A 20,878-nucleotide genomic window follows, 5' to 3' on the forward strand; every position below is an offset into this window, starting at 1 on the left:
TCCAGGACTTGCCATGATCTTCTTATCCAAACAGACTCCGCTGGGCACCGGTCGACATCGTAAATGCTATACGCATCCGGATAATGCCCGGCGTTGCATAAAAGTCATTTACAACCGTAACCACGGCGGTGATAAAGAGATTCGGCGTGAACTGAACTACTATGCGCATCTGTCCCGCTACCTGACGGACTGGAGCGCTATCCCCCGTTATTACGGCACGGTAGAAACCGATTGCGGCACCGGCTATGTCTACGACATGATTACCGATTTCAACGGCGCGCCCTCTATTACCCTGACCGAGTTCGCCGCGCAATGTCGTTATGAAGAGGATGTCGCTGTCCTGCGGCGGCTACTGAAAAAACTGAAACGTTACCTGCTGGATAACCATATTGTGACGATGTCGCTGAAGCCGCAAAACATCCTGTGCCAGCGTATCAGCGAGTCAGAAGTGGTTCCGGTGGTTTGCGACAATCTGGGGGAAAGTACCTTTATCCCGCTGGCGACCTGGTCAATATGGTGCTGTGAACGCAAACTGGAGAGAGTGTGGCAGCGGTTTATCGCCCAGCCTGCACTGGCCGTTGCCCTGGAGAGGGACGCGCAGCCAAAAGACAAGAAACGGCTGGCGCTTACTTCTCACGAAGCTTAATGGCCTGTGCTTATCAGGCCTGGACGACACGGATCGCAGGCCGGATAAGGCGTTCGCGCCGCCATTCAGCAAAATTAATTAAGCTGGTTGCTCGTCATAAAAGATTCCCCGCCCAGTTGGCGCATCTGGCGCATAATCCACGCCTGCCGGCTACGCACATAGCCAGAAGGCGTATTCGCCTTATAGCGTAACGGATTTGGCAATACCGCCGCCAGCAACGCGGCTTCAGACACACTCAAGCGACTGGCAGGTTTATGAAAATACCGTTGTGCCGCAGCCTCCACGCCAAAAATACCATCGCCAAACTCCGCGATATTCAGATAAACCGTGAGGATGCGCTTTTTGCTCCAGACAGTTTCAATGCCCAGCGTTAGCCCGGCCTCCAGACCTTTGCGCAGCCAACTGCGTCCATCCCATAAAAAGAGATTTTTCGCCGTTTGCTGCGAAAGCGTAGAGGCGCCGCGAATACGGCTCTCATTCCGCTCATTATGCGCCAGCGCTTTTTCAATCGCCGGAACATCAAAGCCCCAGTGCTCAGGGAACTTCTGGTCTTCCGCCGCAATTACCGCCAGCCCCATCCACGGCGAGATATCCGCCATACTGACCCAGTCAGAATGCGCCACATAACCGAACTCTCCACTCAGCCAGGCGCTAATCTGCCGTTCCGCCATCACCGCCGAAAAAGGCACCGGAACCACGCTAAACAGCGCAATGCCGCCGCCCCAAAAGACGGCGAGCGCAGCAAGGATACGTAAAAGTAGACGGCGCAAAAACCTTAACGGCGCGATGCGTCGTTTGCTCATTCCGCCAGAACCAGCACGCGCGACACTAATTTATCAATGCCGCTTGCCGCCTGGGCGATATCCTGCGCCAACATATAGGCAGGGGTGGTCACAACCTTGTTATCCTCGTCCACAACGATATCATCAACCGGGCAAGGTACGTGTTCGGCGCCCATCTCTTCAAGTACTTCAGCGGTATCAATATCCGTCCCTATTGTCAGACGTAGCGGGAAGTCAAAGATTTTCGGCAACATTGCGGGCGCGATACAGATAAATCCCAGCGGCTTGCCGGACTGGTGCATGGCCTTCGCCAGCGCGACGACATCGCTATCCACCCGGCATTCGCTCCCCTGGCTGGCGAAATTACTCAGGTTCTTCGCCGCGCCGAAACCGCCAGGCACAATGAGCGCATCCAGTTCCTCTGGCTGAGCCTGGGACAGGGGACGAATATCGCCCCGCGTAATACGCGCCGCCTCAATCAGAACGTTACGCGTTTCCGCCATCGCTTCGCCGGTCAGGTGATTAATAACATCCGCTTGTGGTTTATCCGGCGCGAAGCAGACAGCCTGCGCGCCGCTGCGGGCTATGGCCAACAGCGTCAGAACGGCCTCATGAATTTCGGCGCCGTCATAGACGCCGCATCCGCTGAGCACTACGCCAATTTTTTTCATGGTGAACATCCTCCTGCAACCGACTCAAGCCCATTAATAATTTTGATTAAAATGCTACGCTTCACACATTTAAATGATTCATGTAACAAATCATTTAGGATTTGCTATCTTAACTGCGTGCGGCCTGAAAACAGGACTGCGCCTTTGACATCATCATAATAAGCACGGCGCAGCCACGATTTCCCTGGTGTTGGCGCAGTATTCGCGCACCCCGGTCAAACCGGGGTCATTTTTTTTCCGCGTTTGCCACCCAGGCTTTCAGCACCGCGACATCGTGCTGCCACTCCTGCTTCATCTCTTCAATCCATTCCGCGACATTATCTTCCCAGGCGGGAAGATCCGGCGACTGGATTTGCTGGCCAAGCTGTTGCAGATGACGCAGCCCTACCGAACCGGCGGCGCCTTTAATCTTATGCCCTTCCTCAACGACGCCTTTTTTGTCACGCGCCGTCAGATTGGACTCCAGCACGCTTAAATAGCCAGGCATCATTTTTTCAAACACCGCGAGACCGTCGGTGATCAATTTAGGCCCAACCAACTCGATGTATTGTTCCAGCATCGGGATATCCAGCAGCGCTTGCGCTTTATCGCTCTCTTCAGGCGTCACGGTACTCTCCTCTTTATCGGTGGCATCCCAGAATTTTTTAATCATCGCGGTTAAGGCCGGCACTGACAGCGGCTTACTCAGCACATCGTCCATACCGGCGTCCAGATACTCTTTTTTATCTTTCAGAACGTTAGCCGTAAGCGCTACCAGCGGCGGTAAATCTTCCCGCGTGTGGCGACGGGTCAGTTCTCTGGCAATATCCAGACCCGTCATATCCGGTAGCTGAATATCCAGTAAGACCAGGTCATATTCGCCCGGCGCGAACATCTCCAGCGCCGCCTTGCCGGTCATCGCGACATCCACGCTGTTACCCAGCTTTTCCAGTACCGAACGCGCCACGATCACGTTCAGTTCAATATCTTCGACCAGCAGAACATGCAGCGCGGGCAGCGGCATGTCGTCTTCATCAAAGGCGTCCTCCACCTCTTCCGCCACCGCTGGCGCATGAACCGTTAGCGTAAAGGTCGATCCTTTGCCCGGCAGACTGGAGACGGTAATATCGCCGCCCATATTTTTCGCCAGCCGACGGGAGACCGCCAGCCCGATACCGGTACCCGTCGCTGGCTTACCGCCATGACTGTCTTTCACCTGATAATACATGGCGAAAATTTTATCCTGCTCATCCTGCGGAATGCCGATCCCGGAATCTTCCACTTCAAAGTGCAGCATGTCGCCTTCATCATAGCGCGCCCGCACCGTCACCTGGCCCTGCTGAGTAAACTTCACCGCATTGCTGATCAAATTCCATAAAATCTGGCGCAGACGCGTTCCGTCGGTAATGACTTTGTGCGGCAGCGGCAGCGTCGGCTCAAGCACAAAACGTAGCCCTTTTTGCTGCGCCTGCAAACCGGAAAGGTTTTCCAGATCGGCCATAAAGCTGGTGAAATCAACCGGTTGGTTATCAAGCTGAACCTTACGCCGCTCCATCTTATCCATATCAATGATGTCATTGAAAATATTGCCTAACGTCACGGCGGAGACATGGATTGTTTTAAGGTATTTTTCCTGTTCGGCGGTGAGATCGGTATCCAGCAGGATGCGGCTTAAACCGACGATGCCGTTAAGCGGGGTGCGCAGCTCATGACTGATGGTAGAGATAAACGTGGTCTTGTCGCGGCTGGCGCGTTCCAGCGCGTCCTGATAACGCTTACGTTCGGTAATATCACGACCAAATCCCATCAGGCCATGACGTTTACCGACACGGTCGTAATAAGGCACTTTACGAATTTCAAAGCAGGCTTTTCGTCCGTCCGGGTAATCCAGCCACTGTTCGTAGGTCAGGGAGACGTTATGGCGGAATACTTTTTCATCGGTTTCAATGACTTTCTCCGCCGCTTCGGGAGAGTACACATCTTCCGGCTTCAAATGCACCAGCTGTTTTTCGCTCTTGCCGGTTAGCAATTCCATTGCGCGGTTACAGCCGGAAAATTCTTTATCCTCATTACGATAAAAAACCAAATCCGGCGAGGCGTCCAGAAAGGAGCGCAGAAAAGAGGATTGCTGTTCTAGCTGGATTTGCGCTTCTTCACGCTCTTTAATTTCTACTTTTAGCTGTTCAAATGTCTCATGCAGCTCCGCTTCCGCTTTTTCGCGATCGGCAATTTCCTGATTAAGCTGGGCAATATTGTCCTTCAACTGTACGTTAAGCTTGAGATCGCGCTCGCGCATCTCCTCCAGCTTTTGCACCAGACGCGACAGTCGCTGCCTTGACTCTTCCAGTTGTTCAACAACAACGGATAAGAAATAGACCGCCCAGGGCGTAATTAACAGGCCAAAAAAGATGGAGCGAATGACGTCGATACTTTCAACCTGACCATGCAGCACCATGGTCACCGCCATCTGCACGACAATCGCCAACACCACCAATGCCAACGCCAGGAGCATGGAAAAGCGCACCAGACCCAATTTCATCATCAGGTCGACATAGTATTGCGCCAGCATACGAATTTGCTTCATAGAGGATTCCTTCACCACAACTTCGCACATAATACCCAATTATGGGAACCGCGTTGAATATTGTGCGAAATATGCGTAGCGCCCCTCATCACGCTACGCTACAGGTGGTATCCAGGGGCGGGCCAGCGCAGAGCCCTGTACGCCATGCTCATTCAGGTATTTGTCCAGCTCAACCATCCCCGTCCAGCGATTCTCACACCACAACGGGGCAAGCAGCGTCGGACGGCGAGCGCTGGCTGAAATCCGGTGATAAATTATCTCCGGCGGCGTATGACGAATCATCTCACCTGCCGTTAGCGTGTAGTCGTCCAGTTCGATGCCGTTCAGCCGCCCCGCTTCCCAGGCTTTGGCCATCGTACTGCCTTTCACAATATGTAGCGGATGCAGTTTAATACCGTCTACGCCCGTCTCCACCACACGCTCCATGGTTTGCAGGCATTCTGCCTGCCCTTCTCCCGGCAGCCCCACAATCAGATGCGCGCACACTTTCAGCCCGCGCTCCCGGGCAATCCGGGTGGTACGCTGATAGCAGGCGAAGTCATGCCCGCGGTTAATTCGGCGCAGGGTTTTATCGTGCGCGGTTTGCAATCCCAGTTCCAGCCACACCTCGTAGCCTTGATCTTTATATTCACACAGTAAATCTACTACTCCCTGCGGGACGCAATCCGGACGCGTACCGACACATAACCCGACGATACTGGCCTGGCTGACCGCCTGTTGATACATGGAACGCAGCACCTGCACTTCCGCAAAGGTGCTGGTGTAGGCCTGGAAATAGGCCAGATAGCGTTTAGCGCGGTTCACCAGATGCGCCTGATGCGCAAGCTGCTCGGCAATCGAATGATGCTGCTGCGCCTCATCGGCAAAAGAGGCGACATTACAGAAGGTGCAACCGCCACGCCCGATGGTACCGTCGCGATTAGGGCAGCTAAAACCGCCATGAAGCGTCAGCTTATGAACCTTTTGCCCATACCGACGTAAAAGATCCCCACCAAACATATTGACTAATTTCTGTAACTGCATAATCTGATAGACCGCCTCTTAAAAAGAGGCCAAAGCCTGCCATTTTTAGTCTCCTTTGGCGATGACCTGGATCAATCGTCCCGGAAGGCTTTTATCCATTGCATAATCAAGCAAAATAAACGATATTTCATTCATAATCCCGCTGATGATTTTTCCTGATATTCCCCTCTTTTTTCAGCGTTTGCTGGGTCATCGATAAAAACAGTAGCATTCAATACTGCTCACGCTTAAAACAGCATAAAATGCCAAGATTTTTGAAAAAGCAAGGTCAGATAACGTCTGGCGAGCGGCTCTTATAGTGAGACAGATCACAGGCTTTCTGCCGCTCCGTATTAGCAGCCACTCTATAAAAAACCTTTTAATTTCAATAGATTCAAAAAGTTATCTGTGCTACAGCACACTTTTGCATAAATCAGTTTGCCATTTGACCTGGGTGTGGATTCCCGATAAGTTGGGGATCCGCTGGAAGCTTTCTGGATGAGCCGTCTGCTCATCATATTTATGCAGTAATTGAGATTCCCTCTTAACCGTATTTACCAATGCGCAAAGGACACAAAGAGGGCGAATGCGAGGTAAGCGTATGATGCGCCAGCCCCGTCGCCATGCTCTTGCTGTGCCCGCGCGCCGTCGGTTGGGAGAGCGTCCCGTAGAGCCTGGGGAGGTTCACTGATATGTTGTACGATAAATCCCTTGAGAAGGATAACTGTGGTTTCGGCCTGATCGCCCACATAGAAGGCGAACCTAGCCACAAGGTAGTGCGTACCGCCATACACGCGCTGGCCCGGATGCAGCACCGTGGCGCGATCCTTGCCGACGGTAAAACCGGCGACGGTTGCGGCTTGCTGTTACAAAAACCTGACCGTTTCTTTCGCATCGTGGCCGAAGAGCGCGGCTGGCGCTTAGCCAAAAACTACGCCGTCGGGATGATCTTTTTGAATAAAGATCCTGAACTGGCCGCCGCGTCACGCCATATTGTCGAAGAAGAATTACAACAGGAAACCCTGTCGATTGTCGGCTGGCGCGATGTGCCAACCAATGAAGGCGTGCTCGGTGAAATCGCCCTCTCCTCCCTGCCGCGTATTGAGCAGATTTTTGTCAACGCTCCGGCGGGCTGGCGTCCGCGCGATATGGAGCGCCGTCTGTTTATCGCCCGCCGACGCATTGAAAAACGCCTGCAGGACGACAAAGATTTCTACGTATGCAGCCTGTCGAACCTGGTCAACATTTATAAAGGTCTGTGTATGCCGGCGGATCTGCCGCGCTTCTACCTGGATCTTGCGGATCTGCGTCTGGAATCGGCCATCTGTCTGTTCCACCAGCGCTTTTCCACTAACACCGTGCCGCGTTGGCCGCTGGCTCAGCCGTTCCGCTACCTGGCGCATAACGGCGAGATTAACACTATCACTGGCAACCGCCAGTGGGCGCGCGCCCGTACCTATAAATTCCAGACGCCGCTGATCCCGGATTTACAGTCCGCTGCGCCGTTTGTTAACGAAACCGGTTCGGATTCCAGCTCGCTGGACAACATGCTGGAACTGCTGCTGGCAGGCGGGATGGACATTATCCGCGCCATGCGCCTGTTGGTGCCGCCCGCCTGGCAGAACAACCCCGATATGGACCAGGATCTGCGCGCCTTCTTTGACTTTAACTCCATGCATATGGAGCCGTGGGACGGTCCGGCAGGCATCGTGATGTCCGACGGGCGCTTCGCCGCCTGTAACCTTGACCGTAACGGCCTGCGCCCTGCACGCTACGTCATCACCAAAGACAAGCTGATCACCTGCGCCTCTGAAGTCGGCATCTGGGATTATCAGCCGGATGAAGTGGTCGAGAAAGGCCGCGTCGGTCCAGGCGAGCTGATGGTGATCGACACCCGCGGCGGACGTATTCTGCATTCCGCGGAAACCGATGACGATCTGAAAAGCCGCCATCCATATAAAGAGTGGATGGAGAAAAACGTCCGCCGCCTGGTGCCGTTTGAAGATCTGCCTGATGAAGAAGTGGGTAGCCGCGAACTGGACGATGACACGCTTGCCAGCTATCAGAAACAGTTTAACTACAGCGCCGAAGAGCTGGACTCGGTTATCCGCGTGTTGGGCGAAAACGGCCAGGAAGCCGTCGGTTCAATGGGCGACGATACCCCCTTTGCCGTGCTCTCCAGCCAGCCGCGTATTATTTACGACTACTTCCGCCAGCAGTTCGCGCAGGTCACTAACCCGCCTATCGACCCGCTGCGTGAAGCGCACGTCATGTCGCTCGCCACCAGCATCGGTCGCGAAATGAACGTCTTCTGCGAAGCGGAAGGTCAGGCCCATCGCCTGAGTTTTAAATCGCCAATTCTGCTGTACTCCGATTTCAAACAGCTCACCACCATGAGCGAGCATCACTACCGCGCCGACTGGCTTGACATTACCTTTGATGTCACCGAAACCACACTGGACGCGACGGTTAAGGCGCTGTGCGATAAAGCGGAACAGATGGTGCGTAACGGTACCGTGCTGCTGGTCCTCTCGGATCGCAATATCGGTAAGAATCGCCTGCCGGTACCCGCGCCGATGGCGGTGGGCGCGGTGCAAACGCGTCTGGTAGAACAAAGCCTGCGCTGCGACGCCAACATCATCGTAGAAACCGGAAGCGCCCGCGATCCGCATCACTTTGCGGTACTGCTCGGCTTTGGCGCAACGGCCATCTATCCGTACCTGGCCTACGAAACGCTGGGGCGTCTGATTGATACCCAGGCCATCGCCAAAAACTACCGTACCGTGATGCAGAACTACCGTAACGGCATCAACAAGGGGCTGTACAAGATTATGTCCAAAATGGGCATTTCGACCATTGCCTCTTACCGCTGCTCCAAACTGTTTGAAGCGGTCGGGCTGCACGATGATGTGGTAAACCTGTGCTTCCAGGGCGTGGTCAGCCGTATCGGCGGCGCGAGCTTTGATGACTTCCAGCAGGATCTGCTGAATCTCTCCAAACGCGCCTGGCTGGCGCGCAAACCCATTAGCCCGGGCGGCCTGCTGAAGTACGTCCACGGCGGCGAATATCACGCCTATAACCCGGATGTCGTGCGTACCCTGCAACAGGCGGTACAGAGCGGCGAATACAGCGATTATCAGGAATACGCCAAACTGGTCAATGAGCGTCCGGCGGCAACGCTGCGCGATCTGCTGGCGATACATCCAGACGGCGAGGCGGTGACTATCGACGAGGTTGAGCCCGCCAGTGAGCTGTTTAAACGCTTTGATACCGCAGCCATGTCTATCGGCGCATTAAGTCCGGAAGCGCACGAAGCGCTGGCGGAAGCGATGAACAGCCTCGGCGGCAACTCCAACTCCGGCGAAGGCGGTGAAGACCCGGCGCGCTACGGCACCAATAAAGTGTCGCGTATCAAACAGGTGGCCTCTGGTCGCTTTGGCGTGACGCCAGCGTACCTGGTCAATGCCGATGTGATTCAGATTAAAGTCGCTCAGGGCGCGAAACCGGGCGAAGGCGGTCAGTTGCCGGGGGATAAAGTTACCCCGTACATTGCTAAACTGCGTTATTCAGTGCCGGGCGTGACGCTGATCTCCCCGCCGCCGCACCACGATATCTACTCTATTGAGGACTTAGCGCAGCTCATTTTCGACCTCAAGCAGGTCAACCCGAAGGCGATGATCTCCGTGAAGCTGGTGTCCGAACCAGGCGTTGGCACCATCGCGACCGGCGTGGCAAAAGCCTATGCAGACCTCATCACCATCGCTGGCTACGACGGCGGTACCGGCGCAAGCCCGCTGTCTTCGGTGAAATATGCTGGCTGTCCGTGGGAACTGGGTCTGGTCGAAACCCAGCAGGCGCTGGTCGCCAACGGCCTGCGTCACAAGATTCGTCTGCAGGTGGACGGCGGTCTGAAAACCGGCGTCGATATCATTAAAGCGGCGATTCTCGGTGCGGAAAGTTTCGGCTTCGGCACCGGCCCGATGGTGGCGCTGGGCTGTAAATACCTGCGCATTTGCCATCTGAACAACTGCGCAACCGGCGTGGCGACGCAGGATGAAAAACTGCGTAAGAACCACTATCACGGCCTGCCGTTCAAAGTAACCAACTACTTTGAATTTATCGCCCGAGAAGTGCGCGAGCTGATGGCTTCGCTTGGCGTGACCCGCCTGGTGGATTTGATTGGCCGCACCGACCTGCTGAAAGAGCTGGAGGGCTTTACGGCGAAACAGCAGAAGCTGGCGCTGTCTCGTCTACTGGAAACCGCTGAACCTCATCCGGGTAAAGCGCTGTACTGCACCGAGAATAACCCGCCGTTTGATAACGGCGTGCTGAATGCGCAACTGTTGCAGCAGGCGAAACCGTTTATCGATGCGCGCCAGAGCAAAACCTTCTGGTTCGACATCCGCAACACCGATCGTTCCGTCGGCGCGTCGCTTTCCGGCTACATCGCACAGACCCACGGCGATCAGGGGCTGGCTTCCGATCCGATTAAAGCGCACTTCAGCGGTACCGCAGGCCAGAGCTTTGGCGTGTGGAACGCGGGCGGCGTGGAGTTATATCTGACTGGCGATGCCAACGACTATGTCGGTAAAGGTATGGCAGGCGGTTTGATCGCCATCAGACCACCGGTAGGTTCCGCCTTCCTCAGTCATAAGGCCAGCATTATCGGCAACACCTGCCTGTATGGAGCGACCGGTGGCCGTCTGTACGCAGCGGGCCGCGCGGGCGAACGTTTCGGCGTGCGTAACTCCGGGGCGATTACCGTAGTAGAGGGCATCGGCGACAACGGCTGTGAATACATGACCGGCGGCATCGTCTGCGTGCTGGGTAAAACCGGCGTTAACTTCGGCGCGGGGATGACCGGCGGCTTCGCCTATGTGCTGGACGAAGATGGCGAATTCCGTAAACGCGTGAACCCGGAACTGGTAGAAGTACTGGACGTTGATTCGCTGGCTATCCACGAAGAGCATCTGCGCGGCCTGATCACCGAGCACGTGCAGCATACTGGTTCGCAACGCGGCGAAGAGATCCTGTCCAGGTGGTCAAGCTTCTCAACCCAATTCGCGTTAGTGAAGCCCAAGTCCAGCGATGTCAAAGCCCTGTTGGGCCACCGTAGTCGTAGTGCGGCAGAATTGCGCGTGCAGGCGCAGTAAGGAATTGAAATGAGCCAGAATGTTTATCAATTTATCGACCTGCAGCGCGTTGATCCGCCGAAGAAACCGCTGAAGATCCGTAAGATCGAATTTGTTGAAATCTACGAACCGTTTTCTGAAGGTCAGGCGAAGGCCCAGGCGGATCGCTGTTTGTCCTGCGGTAACCCCTACTGCGAGTGGAAATGTCCGGTACATAACTACATCCCGAACTGGCTGAAACTGGCTAACGAAGGGCGTATTTTTGAGGCGGCTGAGCTATCGCACCAGACTAACACCCTGCCGGAAGTGTGTGGCCGCGTCTGCCCGCAGGACCGCCTGTGCGAAGGCTCCTGTACGCTGCACGACGAGTTCGGCGCAGTAACCATCGGCAACATCGAACGTTATATCAACGATAAAGCGTTCGAAATGGGCTGGCGCCCGGATATGACCGGCGTGCGCCAGACGGACAAACGGGTAGCGATTATCGGCGCAGGTCCGGCAGGGCTGGCGTGCGCCGACGTGCTGACCCGCAACGGCGTGAAGGCGGTGGTCTTTGATCGCCATCCGGAAATCGGCGGCCTGCTGACCTTCGGTATTCCAGCTTTCAAACTGGAAAAAGAGGTGATGACCCGCCGTCGCGAGATCTTCACCGGCATGGGTATTGAGTTCAAACTTAATACCGAAGTGGGCCGCGACGTCGAACTTGACGAGCTGTTGAAAGAGTACGACGCGGTATTCCTTGGCGTCGGCACCTATCAGTCGATGCGCGGCGGGCTGGAAAATGAAAATGCGGACGGCGTATTCGACGCTCTGCCGTTCCTGATCGCCAATACGAAGCAGATCATGGGGTTTGGCGAAACCAGCGACGAACCATATGTCAGCATGGAAGGCAAACGCGTGGTGGTGCTGGGCGGCGGCGATACCGCAATGGACTGCGTACGTACCTCCATTCGTCAGGGCGCAACGCACGTAACCTGTGCTTATCGTCGTGATGAAGAGAACATGCCGGGCTCCAGACGCGAAGTGAAGAACGCGCGCGAGGAAGGTGTCGAATTTCAGTTTAACGTTCAACCGCTGGGCATTGAAGTCAATGCCAACGGCAAAGTGAGCGGCGTAAAAATGGTGCGCACTGAAATGGGCGAACCGGATGCCAAAGGCCGTCGGCGGGCGGAGATCGTCGCCGGTTCCGAGCATGTGGTTCCGGCTGATGCGGTGGTGATGGCGTTTGGTTTTCGTCCACACAGCATGGAATGGCTGGCGAAACACAGCGTGGAACTGGACTCGCAGGGACGAATTATCGCGCCGGAACGCAGCGATAATGCTTTCCAGACCAGCAACCCGAAAATCTTCGCCGGTGGCGACATCGTGCGCGGTTCCGATCTGGTGGTGACGGCGATTGCCGAAGGCCGTAAGGCGGCTGACGGGATTATGAACTACCTCGAAGTGTAACCCTTCCGGCTCCCCGGTTGATGCCTTGTGCTGATGGCTGGGGAGCCGATATTCCTCTCCTCAATATCTCTCCTGCCGATTCTGGAAACCCGCTCGTAAATCGAGATGTAATGCCATGTAAAATCCGTTCATGGATTGATCCGTTTACGCCTGAAGCGTATTGATAGCGTTCTAATTTCATAATGAAACTATCACGTAAGGGATGACATGACGAATCCAACTTTAGCGCCACAGTCTGATGAATATCAGCAAATCCATGACGGCATTATTCGTCTGGTCGATACGGCACGTACCGAGACCGTGCGCAGCATCAATGCCATTATGACAGCAACCTACTGGGAAATTGGCCGACGCATTGTCGAATTTGAACAGGGAGGAGAAGCGCGAGCGGTCTATGGCACTCAGCTCATCGAACGATTATCGGTAGATTTAAGTCAGCGCTATAAGCGCGGTTTTTCCACCAGAAACCTATGGCAAATTCGTACATTTTATCTTTGTTTTCAACACATTGAAATTCTGCAGACACTGTCTGCGGAATCTTCAAATCTCATACCGCTCGCCAAAACATTCCCTCTTCCCTGGTCAGCTTATGTGCGTCTGCTGTCGGTGAAAGATAACGATGCCCGCACTTTTTACGAGAAAGAGACGCTACGTAACGGCTGGTCAGTTAGGCAGCTCGACAGGCAAATCGCCACTCAATTTTACGAACGAACGCTACTGTCCCACGACAAATCCGCCATGTTGCAGCAGCCTGCACCCGCCGAGCCAAACGTTTTGCCGGAGCAAGCCATACGCGACCCGTTCATTCTGGAATTTCTTAACCTGAAGGACGAGTATTCCGAATCAGATCTCGAAGACGCGCTGCTCAGCCACCTGATGGACTTTATGCTGGAGCTTGGTGACGATTTTGCTTTTGTTGGCCGCCAACGCCGACTACGCATAGACGATAGCTGGTTCCGCGTCGACCTGCTGTTCTTCCATCGTCGCTTGCGCTGCCTGTTGCTCGTTGACCTGAAGGTAGGCAAATTCGGTTATGCGGATGCCGGGCAGATGAATATGTACCTGAACTATGCCAAAGAGCACTGGACAATGCCCGGAGAAAACCCGCCAGTCGGCCTGGTTTTGTGCGCAGGGAAAGGCGCGGGGGAAGCGCATTACGCGCTGACTGGCCTGCCAAACACCATCATGGCGAGCGAGTACAAAGTGCAGTTGCCCGACGAAAAATTACTCACAGACGAACTTATTCGTTCGCAAACCATGCTGGAAACTCAACTCACACGCGGTGGTTCACTGACAACGGAGAAAAACTAGCGAATCATTAATGACATGAATGATTATCAAAAAAATATCACACGAAAACGTTTGCTTTATTCTGAGAACTGTATATTATGCGGCGGATTTTTTGGGCAAAATTCATGGAGGCGTTGTGTCGCAGGACAACAATTATAGCCAGGGCCCCGTCCCTCTGGCGGCGCGGAAGGGCGTGATTCCACTGACGTTTGTCATGTTGGGTTTAACGTTTTTTTCCGCCAGTATGTGGACCGGAGGGACACTCGGCACCGGTCTTACCTATCACGATTTCTTCCTCGCAGTTCTCTTCGGTAATCTCCTCCTCGGTATCTACACTGCATTTCTTGGTTACATCGGCGCAAAAACCGGACTCTCCACCCACCTCCTTGCACGTTACTCCTTTGGCGTTAAAGGCTCATGGCTTCCCTCCTTGCTGCTTGGCGGCACACAGGTAGGCTGGTTTGGCGTTGGCGTAGCGATGTTCGCTATTCCGGTCAGTAAAGCGACGGGCATTGATGCCAATATTCTGATTGCCGTTTCGGGTCTGCTGATGACCCTGACCATTTTTTTCGGCATCTCGGCGTTGACCATTTTGTCTATCATTGCCGTACCCGCGATCGTGATTCTGGGCAGCTACTCCGTCTGGCTGGCGGTCAGCGGCGTGGGTGGGCTGGAGCATTTAAAAACGATAGTGCCGCAGACGCCGCTGGATTTTTCCAGCGCGCTGGCGCTGGTGGTGGGCTCGTTTGTCAGCGCCGGTACATTAACCGCCGACTTCGTCCGCTTCGGGCGTCATGCCAAAAGCGCCGTACTGATTGCGATGGTCGCTTTTTTCCTCGGCAACTCGCTGATGTTTATCTTTGGCGCGGCAGGCGCTGCCGCCGTCGGTCAGGCGGATATCTCTGACGTGATGATAGCGCAGGGGCTGCTGCTGCCCGCGATTGTGGTGCTTGGCCTGAATATCTGGACCACCAACGATAACGCGCTGTACGCATCGGGTCTGGGCTTCGCCAATATTACCGGTCTTTCCAGCCGCACGCTGTCGGTGGTGAACGGGATTATCGGTACCGTGTGCGCGCTGTGGCTTTACAATAATTTTGTCGGCTGGCTGACGTTCCTGTCATCTGCCATCCCACCGATTGGCGGAGTGATTATTGCCGACTATCTGTTGAACCGCCGCCGCTATGCCGACTTCAACACCGTGCGCTTTATTCCCGTTAACTGGATTGCTATTCTTTCCGTCGCGCTGGGCATCGCCGCCGGACATTATGTTCCTGGTATTGTGCCCGTCAACGCCGTACTCGGCGGCGTCTTCAGCTATATCCTGCTGAATCCACTTTTCAACCGCAGCCTTGCTAAATCACCAGAGGTCAGCCATGCAGAACAATAACATCACCATTCGTCAGGCGCGTCTGCAGGGACACGAAGGATTATGGCAGATTACGATTGAAAACGGGCGCTTTAGCCGGATTGATCCTCAGGAAGCCGCATCGTTACCGCAGGGCGAAGTGCTTGATGCCGAAGGCGGTCTGGCTATTCCACCGTTTGTTGAGCCACATATCCACCTGGATACCACGCAAACGGCGGGTGAACCGAGCTGGAACCAGTCCGGCACACTGTTTGAAGGGATTGAGCGCTGGGCAGAACGTAAAGCAATGCTCACGCATGAAGATGTGAAAGCGCGCGCGATGCAGACCCTGAAATGGCAGATGGCTAACGGCATCCAGTACGTTCGTACTCACGTTGACGTTTCAGATCCTACGCTCACCGCGCTGAAAGCCATGCTGGAAGTGAAGCAAGAGGTTGCGCCGTGGGTAGACCTGCAAATTGTCGCCTTTCCGCAAGAAGGTATTCTGTCTTATCCCAACGGTGAAGCGCTGTTAGAGGAAGCCGTGCGTTTGGGCGCTGACGTTATTGGCGCCATTCCGCACTTTGAGTTCACTCGGGAATATGGCGTTGAATCGCTGCACAAAACCTTCGCCCTGGCGCAGAAATACGATCGCTTGATCGATGTGCACTGCGACGAAATTGATGACGAGCAGTCTCGCTTTGTCGAAACGGTCGCGGCGCTGGCGCATCGTGATGGCATGGGGTCGCGCGTGACCGCCAGCCACACCACGGCTATGCACTCGTACAACGGCGCGTATGCGTCACGCCTGTTCCGCCTGTTGAAAATGTCGGGGATTAACTTCGTCGCCAACCCGCTGGTGAATATTCATCTGCAAGGGCGGTTTGACACTTACCCGAAACGTCGTGGCGTCACGCGAGTGAAAGAGATGCTGGAAGCGGGGATCAACGTCTGCTTTGGCCATGATGACGTCTTCGATCCGTGGTATCCATTAGGCACGGCAAATATGCTGCAGGTGCTGCATATGGGGTTACACGTTTGCCAGTTGATGGGGTATGGGCAAATCAACGATGGGTTAAATCTGATCACTACCCACAGCGCAAAAACCCTGCATTTACAGGACTACAGTCTGAGCGTCGGCAATGCCGCGAATCTGGTTATCTTACCCGCTGAGAATGGATTCGATGCGGTACGTCGCCAGACGCCTGCCCGTTACTCGATTCGCCACGGGCGGGTAATTGCCGAGACGGTGCCGAGCCAGACGACGCTGCACCTGCCCCAGCCGGAAGCCGTGACGTTTAAGCGTTAACCCGTCATACCCGCGCTCTCCGGCACATTCACCACGCAGCCCGTAAGGGGCTGCGTTCGGAAGACTGCTCCGGCAAGAGATTCAGGCCGCCAGCAGACTGGCGCGTACTTTCACTACCACTTTCTTGATGTCATCCGGCTCACCCACTGCACATCCCGGTTTATGCGGTTCTCCCGGCATAAACACAGCAAACATCCCCGCTTGCAGCGTAATAGTCTGCTCGTCGACAATTTGACTACAAAGCTGGTAATCCTCTTCAACGTGCATCTCCTCGCACTGGCGAGCGGCACCGGACATCCCAAACGCAATACGCTCGACGCCGGTTAGTAGTAGCTGAATATCAATGTATTGTTCATGCAATTCCGCTTTCTTCTCGGCCGGCATTTGCGTCGTTAACTGCATTACATTCATAAAGATATTGTCGCCCTGCAATTCATAGCGCCCCGGCGCTTTCTCCTGCGGCCTTGCCGCCAGCGCGAGAGTCAAGGCATCCAGCAGTCGCGGATGCAACCCGCAAGAAGGCAACGACTGTACTTCCCCCATCATCATAATGTGTCTCCTTGAGCTAACAAAGCAGCGCCTAATAATCCTGCGTCATGCCGATAGCGAGCGGCGCTCAGCGCCACGTGATAAGGCGCAGGCTCTTGCATCAAAAACGCGCGAACCTGCTCCAGGTAACCCTCAGCTAACCCTACGCTGCCGCCAATGACCACACACTGGCAGTCGGTAATCGCTTTCACATCGGCGATCATTCGCGCTATTACCTGCGCGGATTGGCTTACCAGATGTCGCGCCTGCTGATGACCTTCGCCAGCGCGAATAAATAGGGTTTTGGCGTCGCATCCCGCCAGATCGTCCCGCGCCGCCGCGGCCATCCCTCGTCCGGAGGCGATGGCCTCTACGCAGCCAACGCGTCCACAGCCGCATACGGGCCCGTGTGGGTCCGCCAGGGTGTGTCCCAGGTGCCCGGCCAGACCGCCTTTTCCGGTAAGGAGCTTGCCGTCGCAGACAACGCCGCCGCCAACGCCGGTTGAAACGGTGATAAATACCATATCGCGAATATCATCAGGGAGCGCGTGATACTCCGCCCAGGCCGCCGCCTGCGCGTCGTTCACCGCCAGCGTCGGCAGGCCTGCCATCGTTTCCAGTGTTTGTACTAACGGAAAGTGTAGCAAGCCGCCCAGATTATGGGGGTTTAGCGCCAGCAGCATCCCTTCCTGAATGATCCCGGTAGAAGCTATCGCTACCTGACGCGCCTCTGCCCGTAGTGGTTCAACCAGCGCCTTTAATGCTTCACGTAACGCATCCGGCGTTTTGCTTGCGGGGGTCGGCAGCTCGCGACGCTGGCTAATGCGCAAGTTTTTGTCGATGAGCGCGGCGGCAAGTTTAGTACCGCCAATATCGATTGCTAACGTAGTCATGACGCCGCCTTTTTTAATGCGTCGTTATACCATCCACAGATATGTTCCAGACGGGTAATGGCGGACCCCACCGTCACCGCCCATGCGCCATAACGGATCGCCTCCGCCGCCAGTGCTGGCGAGTTATAGCGCCCTTCGGCTATTACCCGGCATCCGGCGTCATGCAACGCTTTGACTAAGGGCAGATCGGGTTCCTCCGGCGTATCGGGGGTGGTGTAGCCGGACATCGTCGTGCCGATAATGTCCGCGCCCAACCGTTGGCAGGCGAGACCATCGTCCACGGATGAGCAGTCGGCCATCGCCAGTAGATGGTGGTGATGAATGCGCGTCAACAACGCCTCAACGGCTACCGGCCGTTGCCGAGCGGTTCCATCAACGGCGATAATATTTGCGCCGGCCTGCGCCAGCGCATCTACATCGTCGAGAAAAGGGGTAATGCGCACTGGAGACTCATCCAGGTCGCGTTTGATAATGCCGATAATGGGTACCGAAACGAGCGAGCGGGCCACGCGCAGGTTGTCTATGCCTTCAATACGCACCGCAACCGCGCCCGCCTGTTCCGCCGCCAACGCCATTGCCGCTACAATCTCCGGCTTATCCAGCGGACTGCCCGGAACGGGCTGGCAGGAGACAATCAGGCCGCCAGAAGCGGCAATATTTTTATCCAGTTGTTCAAGTAACGACATACTACTCCCTTACAAATATTGCCCGGTTTAAAACCGGGCAAGCGGATTAACTTTTCGTTTTTACAAAGGCACCTTTACCACTGCCAAGCGGTACGGCTCCGCTGAACGGTTTGTCGTCGATAGCATCGTGGGTGCGTAACGCTTCCGGACGTAGCCAACGCTGTACGCGAGACGGCATATCAAGCCCAATAAGCAGGATCACGACAAACGTCAGGCTGAAAGAGAGCGATGCCAGCGCAGTGCCCAGATCCAGACGTTGAGCGATCAGCGCTCCCAGGATCGGCGCCAGCGCGCCGCCGAGCGCGCCGACGTTATAAGTAAAGCCCAGCCCCGCCGCGCGCTGATCGGTATCGAAGTAACCGCCGATCAGTTTCGGCAGAATCCCGGCAATCCCCTGCCCCAACATCTGTTGGAAAAACAGTAGCAGACCCAGAACCCAGACGTTTGTGCCGCCAATCGCAAAGACCGGAATAATGAGGATTTGCGAGGCCAGCAGGCTACAGACATAGGCTTTACGCGTTCCCAGCCAGTCGCCAAGAAAACCGCCTACGCAGCAACCAACCGCCGCGCCAAATCCGCTAAAGAACAGGACATTCGCCACCGTATGCGGATCGTAGGCCAGCTCGGTTTTCAGATAAGTGGGTAATAGCGCCTGAATCGGCCAGGAATAGAGGAAAGCAAACAGTACCACCAGCATCAGCATGACGCCAGTGGGCCAGCGTTTACCGCTGCTCTGCACCATAAAACTGATAAAGATAACCGCGCACAGTAGTCCCAGCCCCGCCACAATCGCAGCATTTTGTAGGTTACCGGCAAAGCAGAACCACAGCGCAGCGGCGGCGGCGAAGGTCATTAAAATGTTGATGATGCGATGTTCGCCCCGATAAAGAATGTCAACCATCGTGCGTACCGGCGCTTTACCCGCGTGTTTCTCTTTCCAGTCTTCCGCTTCTGGAATGTTTTTCCGCAGCCAGAGGGCGAAGATAATTGGCAAAATGCCAATGAAAAACAGCGCGCGCCAGCCCCAGACAGGCACCACCAGGCTGTACACCTGCGCGGCAACGACCGCGCCGACGGAGAAGCCGGAAATCAGAAAACCGCTGGCTTTATTGCGTAAATGTTTTGGCCAGCTTTCAATCACATAGGTCGCGCTGGAACCATATTCGCCCGCCATGCCCATACCAATCACCAGTCGGGCGATGAACATGGTGGTGTAACCGGGCGCAAACCCGCAGGCCAGGGTTCCCACTGAAAACAGGATGATGCTGCTGACCATCGCCAGACGACGCCCATAGCGATCGCCCATCGCGCCCAGTAATAACCCGCCGAACCAGCGAGAGATAAAAGCCGCAGAAATCAGGCTTGCCGCCTGTACTGTCGTCAGCCCAAATTCGCTTTGTACCTCAGTCAGTACAAGAGCAATCAACACAAAATCAAAACCATCAAGCAGATATCCCAGCCAGGCAGCGGAAAATGCCCGCCACTGCGCCCGGTTGAGATGGCGATACCACGGGATGTTCTGGGTAGAAGTACTCATTTTACTCTCCCGACGATTTTTGTTGTCGTTATGCCGAATGGCGGCTCCGCCTTATCCGGCCTACCGCTCACACTGTTGTAGGCCGGGCAAGCGTAGCGCCCCCGGCATTATGCTGTTACGCCTTTTCTTCCATTAGTTGTTGAGCCAGCGCCTTGAGCGCCGGCAGGTATTTTTCATCAACAGGCGCGAACGGTTTACGACACAGCGGCACCGATACCACGTCCATATAATGCAGGACCGTTTTCAGGCCGCGGAATACGCCGGTTTTAATCAGTAAATCAATAACCTTATTGCACTCGGTTTGCAGACGCTGCGCTTTCGCCACATCGCCCTCACGTAATGCCTGCACAATCCCCTGATAACGCCAGCCCATAATGTTGTATGTGCTGCCGATACCGCCGTCCGCGCCCGCCAGCAGACCGGAAGCGAAGATTTCGTCATAACCGTTGTACAGCACCAGATCCGGATGTGCGCGGCGGATCTGCTCCATCTGGAAGAGATCGCCGGAGGTTTGCTTCAGCGCGCTCACGCCCGGTAATGTCACCAGCGTATTGATCTGATCGAGGGTAAGTTTTACGCCGCTTAACGCCGGAATGTTGTATACCACCATCGGCAATCCATCTGCGGAATCAATGATTGCCCGATAATGGTCACAGTGCTCTTCAAAACTGAAAGGGTAATAAAAAGGCGTCACCGCAGAGACCGCATCAAAACCGTAACGCTTTGCGGCGCTGGCAAGCTGCTGGCTTTCTGCGGTGCTTACCGTCCCGACATGGGCGATCAACGTGATTTTTCCCTTCGCCTCTTCGGCGACAATCTCCAGTACCTGCTCTCTTTCAGCAAGGCTCTGTACGAATGCTTCCCCGGTGGAACCGCCAACGTACAGCCCGTCGATACCCTGGCCGATGTTAAAACGCACCAGACGGCGCAGGCTTTCGCTATCCAGTTGCTGCTGATGATCAAATGGGGTCAACAACGCCGCCATTACGCCTTGCAATGCTTTTGCCATACCTACCTCTACGGATGATGAATATATTAACTA

General features: G+C 55.2%; 15 protein-coding genes. 6 read left to right on the forward strand and 9 right to left on the reverse strand.

Annotation, left to right across the window (positions count from 1 at the left end):
* Positions 1–13: 13 nt before the first annotated feature.
* Positions 14–646 carry a PhoP regulatory network protein YrbL gene (gene yrbL / locus NA624_RS11440; protein WP_000576803.1) on the forward strand — a complete coding sequence of 211 codons (633 nt, stop codon included), beginning with the start codon at positions 14–16 and terminating at the stop codon, positions 644–646.
* Positions 647–720: 74 nt separating this feature from the next.
* On the opposite strand, the gene mtgA is transcribed toward yrbL, so the two are convergent.
* From mtgA to NA624_RS11460, 4 genes are all read right to left on the reverse strand, one after another.
* Positions 721–1,449 (reverse strand): monofunctional biosynthetic peptidoglycan transglycosylase, encoded by a 729-nt coding sequence (gene mtgA / locus NA624_RS11445; protein ID WP_000044641.1) that lies wholly within the window; start codon positions 1,447–1,449, stop codon positions 721–723.
* Entirely contained in the window at positions 1,446–2,099 is a 654-nt protein-coding gene (gene elbB, locus NA624_RS11450; RefSeq protein WP_000719811.1) for an isoprenoid biosynthesis glyoxalase ElbB, read from the reverse strand. The genes mtgA and elbB overlap by 4 nt, the downstream gene beginning before the upstream one ends.
* A 226-nt stretch (positions 2,100–2,325) precedes the next feature.
* On the reverse strand, positions 2,326–4,662 hold the full coding sequence (arcB, locus tag NA624_RS11455; RefSeq protein ID WP_000809807.1) for an aerobic respiration two-component sensor histidine kinase ArcB: 2,337 nt from the start codon (positions 4,660–4,662) through the stop codon (positions 2,326–2,328).
* 93 nt (positions 4,663–4,755) lie between these two features.
* Positions 4,756–5,685 carry a TIGR01212 family radical SAM protein gene (locus NA624_RS11460; protein ID WP_001176890.1) on the reverse strand — a complete coding sequence of 310 codons (930 nt, stop codon included), beginning with the start codon at positions 5,683–5,685 and terminating at the stop codon, positions 4,756–4,758.
* A gap of 671 nt (positions 5,686–6,356) precedes the next feature.
* Between NA624_RS11460 and gltB the strand changes: the two genes are divergently transcribed.
* From gltB to NA624_RS11485, 5 genes are all read left to right on the forward strand, one after another.
* Entirely contained in the window at positions 6,357–10,817 is a 4,461-nt protein-coding gene (gene gltB, locus NA624_RS11465; protein ID WP_000965019.1) for a glutamate synthase large subunit, read from the forward strand.
* Between the two features lie 9 nt (positions 10,818–10,826).
* Positions 10,827–12,245, forward strand: a complete 1,419-nt coding sequence (gltD, locus tag NA624_RS11470; protein ID WP_000081633.1) for a glutamate synthase subunit GltD — start codon at positions 10,827–10,829, stop codon at positions 12,243–12,245.
* A gap of 207 nt (positions 12,246–12,452) precedes the next feature.
* Positions 12,453–13,556, forward strand: a complete 1,104-nt coding sequence (locus NA624_RS11475; protein WP_000184309.1) for a PDDEXK nuclease domain-containing protein — start codon at positions 12,453–12,455, stop codon at positions 13,554–13,556.
* Between the two features lie 115 nt (positions 13,557–13,671).
* On the forward strand, positions 13,672–14,925 hold the full coding sequence (gene codB, locus NA624_RS11480; protein ID WP_001542969.1) for a cytosine permease: 1,254 nt from the start codon (positions 13,672–13,674) through the stop codon (positions 14,923–14,925).
* Positions 14,912–16,192, forward strand: coding sequence for a cytosine deaminase (locus NA624_RS11485; RefSeq protein ID WP_001180672.1), 1,281 nt, complete (start codon positions 14,912–14,914; stop codon positions 16,190–16,192). The genes codB and NA624_RS11485 overlap by 14 nt, the downstream gene beginning before the upstream one ends.
* Before the next feature lie 81 nt (positions 16,193–16,273).
* Here the strand turns inward: NA624_RS11485 and nanQ are convergent, their stop codons facing one another.
* The 5 genes from nanQ to nanA all read right to left on the reverse strand — a co-directional run bounded on the left by nanQ (position 16,274) and on the right by nanA (position 20,845).
* Positions 16,274–16,741, reverse strand: coding sequence for an N-acetylneuraminate anomerase (gene nanQ, locus NA624_RS11490; protein WP_000979901.1), 468 nt, complete (start codon positions 16,739–16,741; stop codon positions 16,274–16,276).
* Positions 16,738–17,613, reverse strand: coding sequence for an N-acetylmannosamine kinase (nanK, locus tag NA624_RS11495; RefSeq protein ID WP_000208972.1), 876 nt, complete (start codon positions 17,611–17,613; stop codon positions 16,738–16,740). Before nanK ends, nanQ begins: the two co-directional genes overlap by 4 nt.
* Positions 17,610–18,299, reverse strand: a complete 690-nt coding sequence (locus tag NA624_RS11500) for an N-acetylmannosamine-6-phosphate 2-epimerase (protein ID WP_000054449.1) — start codon at positions 18,297–18,299, stop codon at positions 17,610–17,612. The genes nanK and NA624_RS11500 overlap by 4 nt, the downstream gene beginning before the upstream one ends.
* Before the next feature lie 46 nt (positions 18,300–18,345).
* A complete protein-coding gene (gene nanT, locus NA624_RS11505; RefSeq protein WP_000108071.1) occupies positions 18,346–19,836 on the reverse strand; it encodes a sialic acid transporter NanT in 1,491 nt (496 codons plus the stop codon).
* A 115-nt stretch (positions 19,837–19,951) separates the two neighbouring features.
* Entirely contained in the window at positions 19,952–20,845 is an 894-nt protein-coding gene (gene nanA, locus NA624_RS11510) for an N-acetylneuraminate lyase (RefSeq protein WP_001029667.1), read from the reverse strand.
* Positions 20,846–20,878 lie beyond the last annotated feature (33 nt).

This window comes from Salmonella sp. NW38 (assembly GCF_051807745.1).
Lineage (GTDB): Bacteria > Pseudomonadota > Gammaproteobacteria > Enterobacterales > Enterobacteriaceae > Salmonella > Salmonella enterica.